Source organism: Lactobacillus sp. ESL0246, assembly GCF_003692965.1.
GTDB lineage: Bacteria > Bacillota > Bacilli > Lactobacillales > Lactobacillaceae > Lactobacillus.
The window spans coordinates 17045-36438 of sequence record NZ_REHC01000014.1 but is presented as its reverse complement, the minus strand read 5'-3'; the positions used below and the strand labels follow the sequence as shown (position 1 = coordinate 36438).

19 protein-coding genes and 1 riboswitch are annotated in these 19394 nt (G+C 35.7%); of the genes, 8 read left to right on the top strand and 11 right to left on the bottom strand.

The annotated features are described in order from the left end of the window. The first annotated feature begins 37 nt into the window (after positions 1-37). Positions 38-766 (top strand): gamma-glutamyl-gamma-aminobutyrate hydrolase family protein, encoded by a 729-nt coding sequence (locus F5ESL0246_RS07615; RefSeq protein WP_122019267.1) that lies wholly within the window; start codon positions 38-40, stop codon positions 764-766. 12 nt (positions 767-778) lie between these two features. Beyond that, positions 779-2176: an APC family permease gene (locus F5ESL0246_RS07610; RefSeq protein WP_122019262.1), complete on the top strand. Its 1398-nt coding sequence runs from the start codon at positions 779-781 to the stop codon at positions 2174-2176. Between the two features lie 87 nt (positions 2177-2263). Here F5ESL0246_RS07610 and F5ESL0246_RS07605 read toward each other — a convergent pair whose 3' ends face one another. From F5ESL0246_RS07605 to F5ESL0246_RS07585, 5 genes are all read right to left on the bottom strand, one after another. Next, on the bottom strand, positions 2264-3445 hold the full coding sequence (locus F5ESL0246_RS07605) for an MFS transporter (RefSeq protein ID WP_122019259.1): 1182 nt from the start codon (positions 3443-3445) through the stop codon (positions 2264-2266). A gap of 75 nt (positions 3446-3520) precedes the next feature. Continuing rightward, the gene (locus tag F5ESL0246_RS07600) at positions 3521-4399 is read right to left on the bottom strand and encodes a helix-turn-helix domain-containing protein (RefSeq protein WP_122019256.1); all 879 of its coding nucleotides are present in this window, start codon (positions 4397-4399) and stop codon (positions 3521-3523) included. A 68-nt stretch (positions 4400-4467) separates the two neighbouring features. Next, complete coding sequence (locus F5ESL0246_RS07595) at positions 4468-5364, bottom strand: alpha/beta hydrolase (protein WP_122019254.1); 897 nt, start codon at positions 5362-5364, stop codon at positions 4468-4470. 154 nt (positions 5365-5518) lie between these two features. Next, complete coding sequence (locus tag F5ESL0246_RS07590; protein WP_233551617.1) at positions 5519-6529, bottom strand: CAP domain-containing protein; 1011 nt, start codon at positions 6527-6529, stop codon at positions 5519-5521. 225 nt (positions 6530-6754) lie between these two features. Beyond that, positions 6755-7747: a GMP reductase gene (locus tag F5ESL0246_RS07585; RefSeq protein ID WP_122019252.1), complete on the bottom strand. Its 993-nt coding sequence runs from the start codon at positions 7745-7747 to the stop codon at positions 6755-6757. A gap of 192 nt (positions 7748-7939) precedes the next feature. Here F5ESL0246_RS07585 and F5ESL0246_RS07580 point away from each other — a divergent pair, with 192 nt between their 5' ends. Both F5ESL0246_RS07580 and purB read left to right on the top strand, forming a co-directional pair. After that, a complete protein-coding gene (locus F5ESL0246_RS07580) occupies positions 7940-9232 on the top strand; it encodes an adenylosuccinate synthase (protein ID WP_122019249.1) in 1293 nt (430 codons plus the stop codon). Next, the gene (purB, locus tag F5ESL0246_RS07575) at positions 9233-10528 is read left to right on the top strand and encodes an adenylosuccinate lyase (RefSeq protein ID WP_122019246.1); all 1296 of its coding nucleotides are present in this window, start codon (positions 9233-9235) and stop codon (positions 10526-10528) included. 158 nt (positions 10529-10686) lie between these two features. On the opposite strand, the gene F5ESL0246_RS07570 is transcribed toward purB, so the two are convergent. Continuing rightward, on the bottom strand, positions 10687-11916 hold the full coding sequence (locus F5ESL0246_RS07570) for an MFS transporter (protein ID WP_122019244.1): 1230 nt from the start codon (positions 11914-11916) through the stop codon (positions 10687-10689). Between the two features lie 144 nt (positions 11917-12060). Here F5ESL0246_RS07570 and F5ESL0246_RS07565 point away from each other — a divergent pair, with 144 nt between their 5' ends. The 3 genes from F5ESL0246_RS07565 (at position 12061) to F5ESL0246_RS07555 (ending at position 14374) form a co-directional block, all read left to right on the top strand. After that, the gene (locus F5ESL0246_RS07565) at positions 12061-12978 is read left to right on the top strand and encodes a helix-turn-helix domain-containing protein (protein WP_147441065.1); all 918 of its coding nucleotides are present in this window, start codon (positions 12061-12063) and stop codon (positions 12976-12978) included. A 185-nt stretch (positions 12979-13163) separates the two neighbouring features. After that, on the top strand, positions 13164-13622 hold the full coding sequence (locus F5ESL0246_RS07560) for a LytTR family DNA-binding domain-containing protein (RefSeq protein ID WP_090092622.1): 459 nt from the start codon (positions 13164-13166) through the stop codon (positions 13620-13622). Continuing rightward, positions 13619-14374, top strand: coding sequence for a hypothetical protein (locus F5ESL0246_RS07555; protein ID WP_122019240.1), 756 nt, complete (start codon positions 13619-13621; stop codon positions 14372-14374). Before F5ESL0246_RS07560 ends, F5ESL0246_RS07555 begins: the two co-directional genes overlap by 4 nt. A gap of 184 nt (positions 14375-14558) precedes the next feature. Here F5ESL0246_RS07555 and thiE read toward each other — a convergent pair whose 3' ends face one another. The 3 genes from thiE to thiM are packed head-to-tail and all read right to left on the bottom strand — an operon-like array spanning position 14559 to position 16838. Then, the gene (thiE, locus tag F5ESL0246_RS07550; protein WP_122019404.1) at positions 14559-15221 is read right to left on the bottom strand and encodes a thiamine phosphate synthase; all 663 of its coding nucleotides are present in this window, start codon (positions 15219-15221) and stop codon (positions 14559-14561) included. A gap of 5 nt (positions 15222-15226) precedes the next feature. Beyond that, the gene (gene thiD, locus F5ESL0246_RS07545; protein WP_122019238.1) at positions 15227-16036 is read right to left on the bottom strand and encodes a bifunctional hydroxymethylpyrimidine kinase/phosphomethylpyrimidine kinase; all 810 of its coding nucleotides are present in this window, start codon (positions 16034-16036) and stop codon (positions 15227-15229) included. 13 nt (positions 16037-16049) lie between these two features. After that, positions 16050-16838 (bottom strand): hydroxyethylthiazole kinase, encoded by a 789-nt coding sequence (thiM, locus tag F5ESL0246_RS07540; RefSeq protein WP_122019236.1) that lies wholly within the window; start codon positions 16836-16838, stop codon positions 16050-16052. 71 nt (positions 16839-16909) lie between these two features. Beyond that, positions 16910-17013: riboswitch (TPP riboswitch) on the bottom strand. A gap of 91 nt (positions 17014-17104) precedes the next feature. Here thiM and tenA point away from each other — a divergent pair. Next, positions 17105-17761: a thiaminase II gene (gene tenA, locus F5ESL0246_RS07535; protein WP_122019233.1), complete on the top strand. Its 657-nt coding sequence runs from the start codon at positions 17105-17107 to the stop codon at positions 17759-17761. Positions 17762-17794: 33 nt separating this feature from the next. Here tenA and F5ESL0246_RS07530 read toward each other — a convergent pair whose 3' ends face one another. Then, positions 17795-18466 (bottom strand): type 1 glutamine amidotransferase, encoded by a 672-nt coding sequence (locus F5ESL0246_RS07530; protein ID WP_122019231.1) that lies wholly within the window; start codon positions 18464-18466, stop codon positions 17795-17797. A gap of 64 nt (positions 18467-18530) precedes the next feature. After that, positions 18531-19343 carry a bifunctional hydroxymethylpyrimidine kinase/phosphomethylpyrimidine kinase gene (gene thiD, locus F5ESL0246_RS07525; protein ID WP_369916918.1) on the bottom strand — a complete coding sequence of 271 codons (813 nt, stop codon included), beginning with the start codon at positions 19341-19343 and terminating at the stop codon, positions 18531-18533. Positions 19344-19394 lie beyond the last annotated feature (51 nt).

Here is a 19394-nt window from a genome sequence, read left to right as displayed (position 1 = left end):
AGATAATTAATAAAGTAGACAAAAAGCAGGTGAAACAATGATAAAACCAGTTATTGGTATTTCAGGTTCAGTAATCGTTGATGCAGGAGGAATGTTTCCGGGCTATCGTCGCAGCTATGTCAATGAAGATTACGTTGATTCGGTTGTCCAAAATGGTGGCGTTCCATTTATTATTCCATATACTGATGATGAAGAAGTTATTAGGACACAAATGAAACAAGTTCAAGGGCTAATTTTGTCAGGTGGACATGATGTTGATCCTCATTTATATGGGGAAGAGTTAGATCCAAAAATTGGTGAAATTTGGCCTGCACGGGATCACTTTGATATGTTATTACTCAAATTTGCAGAAGAAATGAATAAGCCAATATTAGGTGTTTGTCGAGGAGCCCAAATCGTTAATGTGGCACATGGCGGTAGTCTTTACCAAGATATAACCGATCGCTCAGAGAAAACATTTAAGCATGAACAAGGACATACACCAGATTTGCCCACTCATCGTGTACATGTAAAAGAAGGCAGTTTTCTAGCGCGGACTTTGGGTAAAACCGACTTCTTAACTAATTCTTTTCATCACCAATTAATTAAAAAGGTTGCTCCAGATTTAAATGCTGTTGCGCAGACTGAAGATGGTGTAATCGAAGGACTTGAAAATGAGTCTGGCAATATTTTGGCGGTTCAATGGCACCCCGAAATGTTACATCGCAATCCCGACGTTAAATTTATGAATAACTTATTTAAATTTTTAATTCAAAATGCGAATTAAAGGGGGACTTTGATGAATAAGGAAAGTGGAATAAATGATAAGCTTGGCTTTTGGTCGATAGTTTTATTAGCGATTAATTCGATTATTGGTTCAGGAATTTTTTTAACGCCAGGCAGTGTTGTTAGACAAGCTGGTAGCAAAGCGTTAATAGTTTACTTAATCGCAGCAACTTTTGCGGCGATTTTGGCTATTTCGTTTTCGGCCGCAGCTAAGTATGTTACGAAATCGGGTGCGTCCTATGCTTATGCCAAAGCAGCTTTTGGGGACAATATCGGTTTTTATGTTGGGATTTTACGTTATTTCTCAGCCAGTGTAGCATGGGGCGTAATGGCTGTGGGAGTAATTAAGTCAACTATTTCTATTTTTGGTGGCAATCCAGATAATATTAGCAGCGTCACTATCGGATTTATTGTCTTGATGGTATTGATTACGATTATTAACGTTTTTGGTCAAAGATTTGTTAAATTAGTCATGAACATGGCTACTGCAGGTAAATTAGCTGCTTTGGTATTAATTATTGTTGCAGGTGTGGTACTTTTACTTATTAGTGGTGCTTCTCACCAGTTAACTGAAGTCGACCAAATTACGCAAAATGGGCAAAGAATTGTCCCTACATTAACTACAACAGGATTTGTAATGGCAATCGTTTCAGCCTTTTATGCCTTTACCGGTTTTGAATCAGTTGCGTCGGGTTCAGATGATATGCAAGAACCTGAGAAAAATTTACCACGGGCGATTCCATTAGCTATTTTTGTGATTGCAGCAATCTATATTGGTGTGGTGGCAGTTGCTATGGTGTTAAATCCTAGGGCATTGATGACAACTAAGCAAGTTGTAGCAATTAGTGCAATCTTTAATAATGAAATTTTGCGCGATGTAATTTTGATTGGAGCCTTAATATCAATGTTAGGGATAAACGTAGCTTCAAGTTTCAATGCTCCAAGGATATTAGAAGCAATGGCGCGTGAGCATCAGCTTCCAATGTCTTTAACGAAGAGAACCAAAAATAATTTTCCAATTAGAACATTCTTTATTTCTGAAGCATTAGCTTTGTTAGTGCCTCTTGCCTTTCAATATAACTTGGTTAATTTAATCACTCTCAGTGCAATGGTAAGATTTTTGGGATTTATCATTGTTCCACTTGCAGTTATTCTATTTTATTTTGGAAAAAATAAAGAAGCTGTTTTACCAGCTTCTAAAAATATTTGGACAGATATTGTTGTTCCGATTCTTTCAATATTACTAGTTATTTTTTTATTAATTAATTATAATTGGCAAACTCAATTTGGAATTGTGGTTAATGGCAAAGTTGTCGGTGTCAACTGGTATGCCATTTTAATGATGGTCTTTGGGTTTATCATTTTACCAGCGTTTATGTTTTGGCTTTCTAGAAAAGAAAGAAATAAGTGATAGTTATTTTAAGCCGTAAATTCAAGATAATAACTTGATTTACGGTTTTTACTTGCCTAAAAAAGTTATACGCGAATGGTCCTTAAACTAATGCTGCTTTTGTGTTTTGAAATAGTGCATGATACTGTAACAAAATAAAATTGTCATCCCTAAGCCAGCAATTGTCATATCTGCTCGTGGAGATCCGTTACTTAAATTATTACCTAGCCAGTTAATAATCGTTGGTGAAACTGCACAGCCTATGTTGACTAAAATCAAAGTAATTGTTGTTGCGAAATTAACCGAATTTTTCGGAGCAACTTCGCCTAGCCAATTAAAAATATATGGTACTGATAAGCCAAAGCCAGCTCTTAGAGCAATTGCAGCAATCATTAGTATTGGAAGATTAACTGCAAATGCAATTGCTAGTAATCCAGTAACTTGTAAAAATAAACCAATTGGTAAAATTAAATCTTGTAATTTTTTCTTCAGATAGCCATAAAACATACCAACGGGAATTCCAATAAGGGTCACTATAGTAGAAACAAAAGCTACTTGACTAACATTAGCAATCTTTTGAGTAATTGCTAATTGTGGCAACTTAAAAGTCATTGGCATAAAGAAAACGTACATAAAGAACATTAGTAAAGCAATTTTAATTACAGCTATATTTACTTTGTTTTCATCTTTAGTCATAGGTATCTTTTGAGTAGATATATTTTTTTGCTCATTAGGTAGAACTACTATCCAGCCAAACAAAATTAAGATAGGCAATGCTGCTAAATAAATGGAAAAAGTAATATGCCAACCTTGAAAAGCTAAGCACCCTACACAGAAAGAAAAGATAGCAGCACCGATGCTACCCATTGAGTTTTGAAATCCTAGCATAGTTGATAACTCATTGCCTTGATAAAATTTTGATAAGAGACTAACTGCTAAGGAATTAAATAATCCAATTCCAGCTCCTAATAAAAAACGTGAAATTAAAATTGTGGGATAATCCGTGGCATATATGGGATATGTACCTGCTATTAAAGTAATTACAAGTCCAGCTATGATTGTTGGCTTAGTTCCAATTAATTTTATTAAAAATGGGCTTAGTACTAATCCAATAACGATTCCAATATTAGGAATGGTACTTAATGTTTCAACGCCAGCTCGTGAAATGTTAGGGAAAGCTGAGTACATTAAAGGTAACACTGGTGAGATTTGTGGTGCAATCATTAATAGTAGTGAAATTGATAATAAAGAAATCTTGAATAGTTTAGATTTTGGCTCGGCTTTTTTCATATTAAATTCCTCTTTTCTTTAGTTTTAAATTGTTTACTTACATTATTACGCATATTTTTATTTTAAATAGCGCTTTCAGTAACTTGCATGTGGCGCTGAGAAACTTTTACGAATTTGCTTACTAGGCTGTCCATAATTGGCAACTAAAGCGCGATTCATTGAACGAATACCGCTAAACCCATTATTCATTGCAACGGTGGTTAAAGTATTTGAGGTATTACATAATTCCTGATAAGCCATTTGCGCACGATATTTTTTGAGGTATTTTCCTAAAGTAATTCCCATATTTTTGTGGAAAATTCTTTGTAAGTATTGTCGAGCCAAATGGCAATTATTTGCAATGTCTTGTAGAGAAATTTGGTCTTGATAATGAGTATGAATAAAACTTAATGCATGACGCAAGTGACCAGTAATAATTAAGTTATCGGATAGTTGACTGTTATGATTACGAGGGTATAAGAAATGCTTAAGCAAAATTTCTAGAACTTGATAACTAAGAATTGTTAATTCTAAATCCTTAAGTGTTTCGTTATTATTTAAACTTATTGCAATTATTTGACTAAGCATAGTTTGTAATTGATGATATTTGGTTACTTGGTTAACTGATAGTTCAGTTAAGTTTTTTATACAAATTAAATATTGATCCATTGCTGGAAACATGCGTCGAACTAGGGAGTAAGGGAAAAGCAGGGTTAACATTAAATCTTTTTGATTGTTGTTTGTATTTTGTATACTATGAACAATTTGGGTATTAATGATTAAAATTTCACCAGGCTGTGTTTGATGATCAATCCCTTCAATTACAAAATGATCAATTTTACCTTGTAAAGTAAAACTTAATTCAATACTTTGATGCCAATGTGGGGCTACTTCAGTTTTTCCTACTTTTTGATGTACTTTAACATAAATGGGCAATTTATCTAGTTGTACTAATTCATGTATATTAGAGTTCATAGCTCCTACCTTTATTAAAAAAGGTTGAGCATGTGTTAACCATGTCAACCATTATATCTATCAATACGTTAATTAATATACTTACGGAAAAAGTCTAATTCATCTAGATTACATTGTTTAGCTAGGTCGTCTTTTTGGTTAACGTGAAACACATGTCCAAGCCGGTGGTTATCATCACCATAAAAATGCATTTCATAAAAAATGTTTTTAGCGTGTAAATACCCTGAAAGCATATATGCACTATTACGTAAAAAATCATCATTACTGGTCATTAAAAAGATTGGTGGAAGTGCTTTGGTTAAGTATTGTTCTACATTTAGTTGATCATGTTCAGTTAAACGAATTTCTGGACGAAAATAAGATTCTGGTGCTCCTACAATTAAGTCAGTTTCGGTTAAAAAGTATAGGCCACAATTTAGGGCAGCCGCTTTTATTGTTAATTCAGGTACGCTGTAGCCAAAATATTTGCGATATTCACTGTTGGTGTAAACGGCTAAAATTTGCTCTGCCATTTGCCCTCCAGCACTATCCCCAACGATAAACACATTATTAAGGTCAAAGTGGTATTTATTTGCGTTCGTACTTTTTGCTATCCAATGGAAAACTCGATTTATATCATCAAGTTCGCCTGGATAGACTACATCAGGCGCTAAGCGATAATTGGCGTTAACTACGGCAAAGCCTTTTTTAGCTAAAAAAAGACAATAAAATTGGTATGTTTCTTTTGTACCATAAACCCAACCGCCACCGTGAATGTTGACAATTACAGGTAACTTTTCATTAGTTCTTTTTTTAGGTAAATAAACATCAAGCAATTGAAATTGTGCGACATTACCGTACGGTAAATTATCAAAACGCTCAACTTCAGGAATTTGCGTTGGTAATCCCGCATCGCGTTTATCATCTCCTTGTTTAAATTCACTCCGCATTTCGTTAACTAATTTTTGATAATCTGGTTCTGTCATTTTCAAACTCCTTTTATGAAATCGTTTTAATAAACCATATTTTAGGTCATTACGAAGAAAAATAAAGGACAAAAAGATACTTTAAAATGGCGATTAGGTATTTTTATGGATAATAAAAATGCATCCTTTAAGAAAAAAAGATGCATTTTTTAGATTATTTCTTCAGCCACTTAGTGACTAATTTTTTATATTGATTGAAACTAATAGCACTAGATGAGTCTTTATAGTTGGCATTAAGAATGTCAACAAAGCCGTAATTACTTTTGGTCATATGAGCCATTCCCATAACGCGATGTTGTTTGTTTACCAAATTTAAATAATGACCAGCAGTCTTATAACCATTTGTACCAAAAACGGCATTATCATATTTGATATTAGACCAATTGGGAGAAAATTCATACGGTGCTAGACTTGGTGTTTTTTTAACATCCCACTTCCAATTGATTTCTTCACTCAGCCATTTAGCAACTGGTTCAGTACCTCCCGCAATATTTTCTAAGTTGTTGGTATATTCATAATAATGTGGCTGTGTTAAACCACCACGTTTTTGATAGTCAGCATCAATCATTGAGATTGCTATTAAGGGTAAAGAAACTTTAAGGGCCTTTTCACCAATTGCTGTGCGTGCTTGATTAACTTTAGCCAAATTTTTTAGTGAGACACGAATATTACTACTATTTGTAGCGTCTTGGGGACTGGTTAAATCAACATACTTCTTAAACCAAGATGGCGCTGGTTGGTTATTTGATTTTCCGGTTTTTAATAAATTAGCAGCATTTTTAGCCGCTTGTCTTTGTTTAACAGTCAAAGAATTATCGTTTGCAATAAAAATCATTAAGCTTATAGCATTTTTAGTTGCTATGCTGGGTTGTTTATTTGGTGTAGTCGAAGATGTCTCTTTATTAACTGTACCATTAGATTTTTGGTCCTTGAGATACTTTTCGTAGGATGGTTTTAATAACTTTAATAGTTGTTTAAACTGCTCATTAGTTAAGTAGGGGTTCTGAGAAATAGGTTGCTTAATTACCTTAGCCTTTTGCATATTAGTGTTTGCTTTGGTGTTAGATATCTCGGTAGCAGATATTTCTTGAGCAGTTTGAATTACAGTGATACCACTCAAAAAAATAAAACTTACAGTTAAAAATATTAAAAACTTTTTTTTCATATATTTCAAAAACTTTCTAAAATAAAAAATTATCGTATATATTCTAGCATAAGAGGCAATAAAATAACACTAGTAAATTATTTACTGAACTTAGTTTTTGAATTCAATTGTATAAAAAAATCTCAGTATCGACTACCTAACAATACTGAGATAAATAATATTTTAACGGAAAATGCGCTGTATTACCACACCAAAAGATAAGTTTATTAAAAATTATTTCAAAAACTATTTATCTCCACTCATAATTGTGTTTTTAACGATAACATAATCGACTAATTTAATTGAATTAAGATCCTTGCCACCAGCATAAGAGATTGAGGACTGCAAATCTTCTTGAATCTCTTGCAAAGTATTACGAATGGATCCTCGAAATGGTACTAGCATCTGCTTACCTTCAACGTTTCGATATGCACCTTTTTGAACCTCAGAAGCGGAGCCCCAATACTGCTTATAAGTTTTACCATTAATTTTAATGATATTACCAGGTGATTCTTCGTGACCTGCAAGCATTGAACCAATCATGACCATAGTGGCTCCGAAACGAATTGATTTGGCAATATCACCATTGTAGCGAAGACCACCATCGGCAATTAATGGTTTGCTAGCAACCTTGCTACACATCCTTAAGGCAGCTAATTGCCACCCACCGGTTCCAAAACCGGTCTTCAGCTTGGTAATACATGCTCGCCCTGGTCCAACACCAACTTTAGTTGCATCAGCACCAGCATTTTCTAATTCACGCACTGCTTCTGGTGTTGCAACGTTGCCAGCAGTTAAGAATGTATTTGGAAGCTTATCCTTAATATACTTAATCATCTCAATTACATAAACTGAATGGCCATGAGCCACATCAATTGTAATGTATTCAGGGATAATTTGTTCTTTTACAAGTTGATCGATAAAGGTATATTCTTCTTCTTTAATTCCAACAGAAATTGAAGCAAAAAGGCCCTTACTTTGCATCATTTTGACAAAGTCAAGACGTTTTTCTGGGTGGAAACGATGCATTACATAGTAATATCCGTTTTTCGCCAACCAGATAGCTAAGTTTTCATTAATCACGCTTTCCATATTTGCCGGAATGACTGGTATTTTAAATGTTCGGGTTCCAAATTTGACACTTGTATCGGCATCGTGGCGACTTTTGATAATGCCTTTATTAGGAATAAGCTGAATATCATCGTAGTCAAAGGCATCCATACTGAAATAATTGCTCATAAATGTGTTTGCTCCTAAATTGAATCTTTTTCAACGATGTAACTATAATCAAAAACTTTCCGCATGTCAATTAATAAATCGAATTATGTTTATTGAACTGCCGATAATAGTTCGTATTTAAGTTTGACTAAAGTTGAAATAGTTGCTAGACTATTAATGTAAAATTGCTAGATTATTATGAGGTGAATGAAAATGACGGCAGTGGCAGTAGTTGGTAGTCAATGGGGCGATGAAGGCAAAGGAAAAATTACTGATTTTTTAAGTAAAGATGCAGCTTATGCAGTTCGCTCAAATGGTGGAAATAATGCGGGGCATACAATTGAAATTGATGGTAAAACTTTTAAAATGAGATTGTTGCCATCAGGAATCTTTGCTGCGGATAAGGGTGCAGTAATTGGCAACGGCGTTGTTATTAATCCAAAAGTTTTACTTGCAGAGTTAGAAAACTTAGCCCAAAATGACATTGATACTAGCAAATTAAGGATTTCAAATCGGGCGCATATTATTATGCCGTACCATATTAAGCTGGATGAATATCAAGAAGAATCAAAGGGTGACAATAAGATTGGTACAACAAAGAATGGTATTGGACCCGCTTATATGGATAAGGCTTCAAGGGTTGGAATTCGAGTTTGTGATCTACTTGAAAAAGATACTTTTTCTGCTAAATTACAGGCTAATCTAAAAGAAAAAAATGCGTTGTTTACTAAAATTTATGATAAACCTGCTCTTGATTTTAATGATATTTTTACTGAATACTATGAATATGGACAAAAATTACGAAAATATGTGACTGATACTTCGGTTTTGGTAAATCAGGCTTTAGATGAAAATGACAAAGTCTTATTTGAGGGTGCACAAGGAATTATGCTCGACCTTGATGAGGGGACATATCCCTTTGTTACTTCATCAAATACAATTTCTGGTGGCTTAGCTAGCGGAATTGGGGTTGGCGGTAATCGCTTGCAAACAGTAATTGGTGTGTGCAAGGCTTATACGACTCGTGTTGGTGCCGGTCCTTTTCCAACAGAATTACTGGATGAAGTAGGAGATCGTATTCGAGAAACTGCTCATGAATATGGAACGGTTACTGGTCGACCACGTCGAATCGGTTGGTTTGATGCAGTTGCTTTAAGACATGCTAAACGTGTTGCGGGCATCAATGCTTTAAGTTTGAATTTACTTGATATATTTAGCGGTTTTGAGACTGTCAAAATTGCCACTGCTTATGAACTAGATGGGAAAAAGATTGACTATTATCCTGCAAGTTTAAAAGAACTTGAACGCTGTCATCCAGTCTATGAAGAACTACCTGCTTGGCAGGAAGATATTACAGCTGCTAAAAAGTGGAGCGATTTACCTGTAAATGCTCAAAAGTTTTTAAACCGAGTTGCTGAACTAGTTGGTATACCATTAGTGACTGTTTCGGTGGGACCAGATCGCGAACAAACAATTGTATTACAAAATCCATGGGAAAGAGGATAAATGTTAGAACGATATACACGCCCTCAAATGGGGAAAATTTGGTCAATTGAAAATAAATATGCGGCTTGGCTAAAGGTAGAAATTGCTGCAACTAAGGCATGGAGCGAAGTAGGAGTAGTACCTAAAACAGACGCTGATAAAATCACGCAAAATGCAAAATTTACGGTTGACAGAGTTGCTGAGTTTGAACAGGTGACACATCATGATGTTGTAGCATTTACAAGAACTATTTCCGAAAGCTTGGGTTCAGAAAAGAAGTGGGTCCATTATGGATTAACCTCAACAGATGTGGTTGATACGGCTCAGGGCTATATTTTAAAGCAATCTGATAAAATTATTCGTCAAGATCTACTTGCTTTAAAAGAAACAATTGCACAGAAAGCGCGCAAATATAAATATACTGTTGAAATGGGACGTACTCATGGTGTTCAAGCTGAGCCGACTACTTTTGGTCTCAAACTTGCTCGTTGGTATGCTGAAATTAATCGTGATTTTGAGCGCTTTGAACATGCGGCTAAAGGCGTTGAGTCTGGTAAGATTTCTGGAGCAGTTGGGACTTTTGCTAATGTTCCTCCAGCAATTGAAACTAGTGTTTTAAAGCAATTGGGGTTAACACAGCAGCCAATTACTAGTCAGGTATTACCACGGGATTTGCATGCTGAGTATATTGCAACCTTGGCACTAATCGCGACAAGTATCGAAAATTGGGCCACAGAAATCAGAGGACTTCAACGTTCAGAAATTCATGAGGTTGAAGAGCATTTTCGTGCAGGTCAAAAAGGATCTTCGGCAATGCCCCACAAACGTAATCCAATTGGATCAGAAAATTTATGCGGAATGGCTCGTGTTTTACGTGGGCAAATTATTACGGCATATGAAAATATTAGTTTATGGCATGAACGGGATATTTCGCATTCAAGTGCTGAACGAATTATTTTACCAGACGCTACTATTGGACTCGATTATATGCTTGATCGATTTAATCGTATCTTGATGAATTTGGATGTTTTTCCAGAAACAATGCGTAAGAATATGGATAAAACATATGGCTTGATTTATTCGCAAAGATTACTGTTAAAGCTGATTGATGAGGCGGGATTATCGCGTGAAGCTGCCTATGATATGGTGCAAAAATTAACGACCAAATCTTGGAATGAAGGTCGCTTATTTAGAGAATTGGTTGAAGATAGTGACGTAATGACCTATTTATCCCAAGAGGATGTGGCAGACGCCTTTGATTATCATTATCACTTAAAGTATGTTGATGAAATTTTTAAAAAGGTTGGATTAGAATAAAATCTAATTTAATAATTTTAAATATTCTATATATAGGTATTAATGGATTCGATCTAGTGGTACAACCACACGATTTATAGCACAAATGATTTGGATATTAAATAATTAATAAAAAAGAGTAAATGAATTACTCTTTTTTTAATACTCATAAGTAATTGCTATTTATTGACCTTAATCATTACGATCAGAGTAGCAATGAAAACTATGGCACTAAGTCCCAAAACACCGTATAGGGCATAATTAACATTGATTGTACCAGCAATCGTGGTAAATAATGTTGTCATTAATGGACCAGCAATTGCTAAGATTGTGTTTAAAAGCCCTGCTGAAGAAGCTAAAATTTTGCGATCTACGGAGATAACCAACCATTGCATTAACTTAGGGCTGATCGTACCAGCTAAGAAGCCAAGAGTGGTCATTAAGATAAGGCAAAGTATGCTGCTCTTGTTCAAAATGACAACGGCAATAATGGCACTATTGATAGTAGATAATAAAGATAGCTGGAAAAGCGACGTGTTTTTAAGGAGTTTGGTGCCGACTGCACTGCCAAGAGCTAAGCCGATTGCTGCAGCAGCTCCTAGAAGTGCGATGGTGAAACTATAGCTGCCGATAAGCATGCTTTTGTTGCCGGCAATAACGATTGAAATTAATGGCTCAACAGAGCTGAGCAAACCATTAAGCATAGCTACAACTAAAACAATTGTTAAGAGTCCGTGGGCTTGCCGTACTTGCTTGAGTGATGAACCAATCGTGGCAAAAAAGTTTTGGTCATTGACCTCTTCTTTCTGGTCAGGCTGCTGCTTGCGAACATTTGCCCCAATGTTGGCGTAGAGTAAGCCAGCTGCTAAGAAGGTTAGAGCATTGACAATGGCTAGTTCTGAATATGACATGAAGAGCAGGAGCCCGGAACCGACAAATTGTGCGACTAGCGTAATTAGTTGTGATACGCCGCCTGTAAAACCCTGGGCTTCGGCCATTTCATTTTCACCGACGAGGCCAACGATTAGAGGCGTTTGTAAACCGCTAGAGTACATGCCGGATAGATCAGATACAAAGTTGAGTCCAATAACCATTAAAACCAGGTTCCAGCCGGCAATATTGGTGACGAAGAGCAGGCCCACCAGCATGTACAAAGCAAAGCGAATGACTGCAAGCCAGACAATTACGCGGTATTTATTGTGTGTCCGGTCCGCTAGGTAGCCACTGAGACTTTGAATTAAGTCTGGTAGTGACTCGGTAATCGCAATTAAAGATAATGCCAAGGAATAATTTTTCAATTTACTAGCATAAGTCATGAGAGCCAGGTAGAAAAGGATGTTGCCTGCGCTGGATAACCAGCTGGCAAGAGTAAATTTTCTGTAGTTTTTATTCTTTAAAAAGATGTTCATAATATTTGCCTCTCATTTCTTAATTTGATGATATTTTTATTATAAAAGGGCTATAATTTTAACTATAAAAATGTCGTATTCGAAATTTTATAGTTAAATAAGAAAGAGGCAAGTGAATCAGAACAAATATAATATTAATACTTATTGGGAAAAATAAATTCAGGCGTAATAAAAATTAAAAATATAGTATTACAAGTAACAGGAATGGAGAAAATTATGACTATTGGTAGCTTATTAAGAAAATTTCGACTGAATGAAGAAAAAACTCAACGAGAGTGGATTGGGGATATTGTAAGTCCTTCCTATTACTCTAAGGTAGAAAAAGATATTCATCGTATTTCTGCAGAAGATTTAGTAAGTTTACTGAATTATAATTCTGTCTCTTTACTTGATTTTTTTGGTGAACTAAATAGTTCTAAACAATCAAAATATAATCAAGAACGCGAATTAATGACTGTAATAAGTGATGCTTATTATCGGAATTCAAAAAACGAATTGTTAAAGTTGAAAGAATTTGTTAGTAAAAGTGATCTTCCTAATAAAGAGACTGACTTGCTTTATCTTGATGCTTATATTGCTAATGTAAATAATGAAGATTTAAATGATATAGAAAAAAAGGCTCTAAAAGATCAAATCTTTAGTAGACCTAATTTTGATAAGTCTAAGTTAGTGCTGTATTGCAATTTTATGATGTTCTATGATCTTGAAAGCAATTTGTTAATTACTAGAAGGATAATTAAGCAATTCCAAGGATCCAATGATGTGAAGACGTTGGCAATAATTTTAAGTGTTATTGGTAATTTATTAATTCAGTGTATTGAAGAGAATGAATATGATGCAACACACTTTTTAATTATGGCTGCAGATCAAATTGATACTAAACCTGAATTGTTTTTTTATAAAAATGGCATTTTGTTACTCAAAAATATGATTGAGTATCATTACAAAGCAGAAGATAAATATTTAGATATTTGTCGAATAGCAATTGAGAATTTTTCTTTATTGGGTATGCCTGAGTATGGCAAAGAATTAGAACGATTTTTTAAAAAACAAAATGGTTAATCATTAGCTGGTGATCTTTCTTGGCAGAATCTTTTCAATTACTTGTAAAAAAATTATGACTATTATATTCACTTATTAAAATTGACCGCTTACTTAGATAAAGGAACCACTTGCACCATGTTGCTGGCTTTTACGTTTAAATTAGGGTTTAATTAAAATTATCAATTGAAGGGCAGGTGAGAGTTTTGAAAGTTAAAATTGATTTGAATGCGGATACTGCTGAAACAATGGTTACTATTCAGGCACCAGAATTAACAGCTGAAGTGGAAGAAATCTATCGGCAACTGCAAGAACTAAGCGAACGACCCAATCAACTAGAATGTTACAAAAATGAGCTGACATACTATTTAAATTTAGATGATATTCTATTTTTGGAAACGGAAGGTCGCCAAGTAGTTGCGCATACAAAAGGTAATTCTTTTAGCGTTAATTATAAATTATATGAATTAGAGAAATTACTTAGCTGGCAGTTTATGCGTGTTTCTAAATCAACTATTTTAAATTTAAAACAGGTTTATGCATTGACTAGATCAATTTCTAATTGCCAAGTACATTTTCGAGATTCTTACAAAGTTGTTTACGTTTCACGCCGTTATTATCATAATTTGAGTGATAAATTAAATGAGAGAAGGTCCTTATCATGAGAAAACAAAAGATTAAAGAAATTTTGTGGGGCATTGGTTTAGTGGCAGCCGCCGTTTTCTTAATTCTTAATCAATTACAGCTTTTATCTTTTCACTTAGGCTTGGCCACTATTTTTTGGACAGTGATTTTTGCAGTAAGCTTAATCAATAGCCTCGTTAATCATAATTTATTTGGTACAGTATTTTCAGTCGCTTTTTTATTAATTGTTTATGCTGAGCCACTACACATCACCAGTATTGTTCCGTGGACGTTACTTTTAGCAACTTGCTTAGTGTATGCGGGATTACATTTGATTTTTGCAAAAAGTTGGCATCACTATCACACATCTTATTTTTTCAATAAGCGTCAAAGCAGAGGTTGGACGGATGGCGAATTCACCTCTACCAAAAGTGATTTTGGTGATGACGACAATGAAAATGATGAACGTCATATCGTGATTAACCAAAAATTATCGGAAGTTTCGCGCTACGTTCATTCACAAAACTTAGAAACAGTCACTATTAATTCAACAATGGGTACAACTAGTGTTTATCTAGATTCTACTAAACCTGCTGGCGATACGGTGGTAATTAATGTCAATGCTTTAATGAGTGAGATCGCAATCTACTTGCCGTTGTCATGGAAACTTAAAGACAATTTAGCTACTATTTTGGGTGAAGTAGAAATCAACGGTACAGCAAAAGGTAATGGTCCAACGGTAATACTTCAAGGATCAAGTAGATTTGTCTCAATTTCGATTAATTATGTTTAAAAGAGCCGTAACAATGCACCTAACTGTATTAAAAAATGCCCTAGTATCGAAAAAATTTGGAGCAAAGTAAAGATTACTCTTATGAAGTATATTTAAAGAAGTTAAAAAAGGCAGTACTTAAGATAGTACTGCCTTTTTTGAAGATAACTAAGGCTTTAAATAACGAGGAAGAAGCTAACAGCTATTATTGTCGCTGCCAATTGGTGGTAAGCATTGCTGTAACAGTCTTTTGAATGTTCTTACTTTGGGAAATCATTGAAATAACTGCTGCGCCAGCTGCTCTAGTTTGAGCAATTGCTGGTAAATCTGTAACCTTAATGCCACCAATTGCAACGATTGGTCTACTAGTGCGCTTGACTAGTTTAGCTAAACCAGTAAGACCTATTTCTGGATCAGCATCGTCTTTTGATTGTGTGGTAAAAATTGGACCACTGCCATAATAATCAATGCCAGTAATAAAGTCGCCTTTGGCAATTTCTGTCATAGTAGAACATGAGTATCCCACAATCATCTGGCCGGCTACTTCATTTATTACCTGGGCAATATCTTCATCATCTTGACCAACATGGATTCCTTCAGCGTGAACTTTTTTGGCTAAAGCAACATCATCATCGATAAAAAATGGCACATCATATTTTTGACAAAGTTGGTGTAGTTCTTCGGCCATTGATAAGCGGTCACTTTGTTTCAAAGTTGATTTAGGACCCTTGTCACGGAATTGATAAGCAGTGATGCCAGCTTTGAGAGCTTCTTCTACTAATTCTGGTAGACTTTTGTTTGCGGGCAGGTCTTGTGTTCCACAGACAAAATATGCGGTTAACTGTGTGGGATCAAATTTTTGCATAATTTCTCCTAGTTTATTTTTACCCAATGATTAAGTGGTCCGTGACCATGGCCAACTTGGATGGTTTCTGCGATAGCTTTGGCTACGTATTGTTTACCAAGTTTAATTGCAGCACTTAAAGTTTGACCGTGAGCGAGCTGAGCTGTAATTGTTGCAGCTAAAGTGTCACCGGTGCCGTGAGTTCTTTTGGTGTGGGTACGTGGACTGCTAATCCAAAAATCGGTACCATCGGCTAAGAGGGCATAGTCGCGTACTAGTTCATTTTCAGCATGACCACCTTTGATTAGAACATTTTTCACACCCATCTCTTGTAAGGCATGAGCTAATGCTGGATACTGTTTTTCGCTGCTTGCCTTAATTCCCGTCAGTACTTCAGCTTCGGGCAAGTTGGGTGTTACTAAATCTGCAAGTGGTAAAAGTTCATCTTTGACAGTTTTAACAGCATCTTTACTTAGCAGGGGTGCACCGCCTTTAGCTACCATTACGGGATCAATTGTAATGGGACCAAAATCATACTTTTTTAGGTTAAGAGCAACTTGATGCACGTGAGCTGCATCGCCAAGCATTCCTGTTTTGCAGGCGCGAATCTTAAAATCAGCGGCAAGTGAGGTAAATTGTGCATCAATTAGTTCTAATGGTATTAAAAAAGAGTCTTGTACACCAAGGGTATTTTGTGCGGTAACTGCTACCACCACTGCTGTACCAAAAACTTTTTGCATTTGAAAAGTCTTAAGATCAGCCATAATACCAGCACCACCACCAGAATCGGTCCCAGCGATTGTTAATACTTGAGGGAAAGAATTAATTTTTTCAGTCATAAAAAGTCGTCCTTTAGTCAAATTTTGCTATTTTTTCAATATCGGCAACTTGAACTTTAGCCAAGTAGTCTATCAGATGCATACCGAACGTGCCAGGGCCAATTTCTGGCTGGCCTTTAGCTAGTAATTCGCCAGTAGCTGCAAATACCAAGGTGGCAGTTTGAGCTGCTTCAAATGGATCAGTCCCAACTGCTGCAAAAGCTGCCACAATACTAGATAGTACATCACCTGAGCCAACATGGGCTTGAAATAGCGGGGTGCCGTTGTAAACATGTGCAATCTTCTTGCCATTGCTGATTGTGTCTGTTGCACCACTAGCAATAACAACACAGTCCAATTTTTGAGCCGTTTTTTGGGTGATTTGGTCAAGATTACCTGAACCCGAACCAGCATCAATCCCTCGGGCATTCCATTCAAAACCCCCTAAAGCTGCAATTTCACCAGCATTACCACGGATTATGCTAACTGGAAATCTGTGGAGGAGGGCCTGCGCTGTTTGCAGACGATAATTAACCGCTCCTACAGCGACAGGGTCAAATACGATAGGCTTTTTATCTTGGGTAGCTAAAGCGCCTATTTTTTTCATTTGGGCAATTTGCAACTGGGTTAAAGTGCCGAGATTAAGGGTGACGCTTGAAGCCATCTTAACCATTTCTTCGGCTTCGGCAATTTCCTTACTCATAATTGGTGAAGCACCAATAGCATTTAAACTATTAGCAACATCTTGAACGGTGACAAAATTAGCAGCATTTAAAACAACCGGATTTTTTTCTCGTAATTCATTGAGAATATTTAACTTCATTTCAACCTCCAACAATTGCACTAGCCTACTTGCGTAAATAAAAAACTTTGACACTATCATGTGTCAAAGCTTAACGGTTATTGACACGTTCCTACGCAAGAATTAGCTTACAGGTTCAAAGGGTCTAGAACGTAGTTCCATCTCAGCCTCGATGGGGGCTCCCCTCGTGTTATCGCTTTCTATTATAATGACTTTTTAAGTTTAAGACAATTAAAAATAGGCATAAAATAAGAATAAAATTAATAAAGTAGAAAAGAGGCAAATTAATGAGTTTCACGCAGCAATTGCATCAAGCAGCACAAAATATATGGCAAAAAAGTCTGGTGCATCCTTTCATTACAGAATTACAAAGTGGCCAACTACCGTTAACAAAATTTCGGTTTTATTTACTGCAGGATCGGTATTATTTAGTTGAATTTAGTAAGTTCCATCATCTATTAGCTGAACAAGCAGGTAATCCGCAAATTAAAAAATTTTTATTGCAGAGTGAAGCAGATCTTAGAGCTTGCGAATGGTCTGTCCGCAGTGATTTTTTTACGGAATTAAAAATTACTCCAATGGAAATTAGACAAACAGCGATTGCGCCTACTGCGTATAATTATGTCAATCATATGTATCTGACACTCGAACGTGATGGCTTTGCTCCAGCAATCGCTGCAATTGTTCCTTGTTATTGGTTGTATCAAGAAATTGGGCAAAAATTAGCTAAAGTTGGCTCACCCGTAACACTCTATCAAACATGGATAGATACTTATGATAGTGACTGGTATGAGGTCAATGTGACGCATATTTTGCAATTAATAAATACTTTGGCTAGTCAAGCCACCGTAACTGATCGTCAAATGATGCAAACAGCTTTTGTTCGCAGTAGCTACTACGAATTACAGTTTTGGCAAATGGCTTACGCAAAAGAGCGATGGTAATAAAAAACTGAACTAGCTAGTAGTTCAGTTTTTTTATTGAGCCGCAAGTCGTTTTTCATGCCGAGCCAAAATCATGTCAACAATTGCTTGGGCGACATTAAGGTTTTTTAATAATGGTCCATGAGAATAGGTACCAATAAAGTTATGATAACGTAGCCCTTCGACTTTATCTTGGGGGTTATTACCATAACCTTCAATCATTTTGCCTAAAGGATGCAGTTTTTCTTTATCATCAAAATATGTTTGTCCTGAATGGTTTTCAAAGGCACTAACTTCACCCCAGTCGCTCAGATACCTAGTATCACCAATCATTCGCTTATCTGACTTAAAAACGGTGTGGAAGGGTAAGATATCTAGTCCTTTAATTGTAATGCCAGAATTAGTTTTGTAATAAGAACCAACTAATTGATAGCCCCCACAAACACCTAACATTGGGCCGTCACTATTGATATAGTTGGTTAAAGTATCTTTATGACGTGGTAAGTCTTTGGCAACTACAGTTTGTTCAAAATCTTGGCCACCACCAAAAAAAACAAAGTCATAGTCAAAAGCGTCAAAGCTATCGTTTAAAGAAATATTATCTATTTGAGTTGTATAATTTTGTTTTTTTAGTAAATAGCGAATAATTTTGACATCACCAGAATCACCATAGGTATTCATTAGGTCTTCGTATAAGTATGCAATTTTAATTGATTTATCTGCCATTTTATCTCTACCTCTATTCTTTGGTTAAAGTATATCCTAAAGGTAAAGCGTGAGCAAAAGATAATTATTCAATATCTTCTTGGGCAGCGAAATGATTAATTGGACCATATTTTGAGCCAACTTCAATTGGATGAGCGATTGCTTCATAAGTAAAATCTTTAGCAATTTTAACACTGTCAATAATTGACATTTTTTTGGCAAGTTCAGCAGCAATAACTGCTGATAGGGTATCGCCTGTGCCGTTAATTCGTTCAGTATTAATAAACGGCTTAGTAAATTCATAAACCTGACCGTCAGCAGCCAGCAGTACATCGGTTACTCGGGTTTGGTGAGGACTATCGTGGCGCCCCTTCATTAAAACATTCTTCGCTCCCATTGCTTGTAACATTTTTGCCCCCATCAGCACTTCTTCTTTTGAATCCAAAGAAAGCCCTGTTAATTTTTGTTGTTCATAAAAATTAGGTGTAATGATGTCAGCAAGTGGTAGTAGTTCATCTAAGAAAGCTTGGTAAGCGTCATCGTCAAGCAGGGTATTGCCATGTTTAGTCATAATAACAGGATCAATGACAATCTTACCCATATCATATTTACGCAAGTTAGCTGCAACGCAAGTAATAATTTCTTTATTAGCCAGCATTCCAGTTTTAAGAGCTGAAATTGCAAAATCATCATTTAGAACATCAAATTGCTTTTGAATAAATGAAATGGGCATTACTTCTTGGGCGTAGATTCCCGTGGTGTTTCCAGCAACAGCGGCAGTTAAAAGCCCCATACCATATACTTTTCGGGCATAAAATGAATGTAAATCTGCGGTCATTCCTGCACTACCGTCACTATCGTTTCCAGCAATTGTTAAGGTAATTATTTCTTTTTTCATAATTTTGTTATCCTCTTTTTAATCAAAGCTTGATGCTCACAGTATAACTTA